The organism is Mesorhizobium sp. M7A.F.Ca.CA.003.01.2.1 (genome assembly GCF_003998945.1).
Lineage (GTDB): Bacteria > Pseudomonadota > Alphaproteobacteria > Rhizobiales > Rhizobiaceae > Mesorhizobium > Mesorhizobium ciceri.
This window is the reverse complement of sequence record NZ_RZRA01001501.1, coordinates 1-747: the sequence shown is the minus strand read 5'-3', so window position 1 is coordinate 747 and position 747 is coordinate 1. Positions and strand designations below refer to the sequence as shown.

Annotated in this window: 1 pseudogene; it reads right to left on the bottom strand. The window is 62.8% G+C overall.

What is annotated here, in order from left to right:
- Nucleotides 1-747, bottom strand: a pseudogene (locus EN969_RS33770) (glutamine--fructose-6-phosphate aminotransferase); the annotation flags it as partial.

The window sequence follows — 747 nt, the reverse complement described above, 5'->3', positions numbered from 1 at the left end:
GGGCAGGCGCGCGTAGCGCTCGAACCAGTACTTGCCGATCAGGCCGGCCAGATACGCCGTGCCGCAGGCCGAGATCGCCAGCCGACCAATTTTGGCGAAGTCGAACGGCAGGTCGAGCGGCTTCGACACTCCGGAGACGAAATCCACGTAATGCGCCAAGGTGTGCGAGATCACCTCGGGCTGCTCATGGATTTCCTTTTCCATGAAATGGCGTCGGTTGCCCTTGTCGACCATGAAGCTGGTCGACAGCGACTGCTGGCGTTTGCGGTCGACCTTTGTGCCGTCAATGTCGAAGATGGTGACACCGCCACGGCGCACCACCGCCCAGTCGCCATCTTCCAGATAGGTGATCGAATTGGTGAACGGGGCGAGCGCGATGGCGTCGGAGCCCAGGAACATCTCGCCATCGCCATGGCCGACGGCCAAAGGCGGACCGTTGCGGGCGCCGACGATCAAATCCTCGTCGCCTTTGAACATGATCGCCAGCGCAAAGGCGCCTTCCAGCCGCTTCAGCGCCTGGTGCGCGGCTTCGACCGGCTTCAGCCCCTTGGCGAGTTCGCGGGCCACCAGATGCGCCACGACCTCGGTGTCGGTCTGCGACGAAAAAGAATAGCCGTCGCGGACCAGTTCGTCGCGCAGTTCGGCGAAATTCTCGATGATGCCGTTGTGGACGATGGCGACGCCGTCGGAAAAATGCGGATGCGCATTGCTCTCGTTGGGCACGCCATGCGTCGCCCAGTGCGTGTG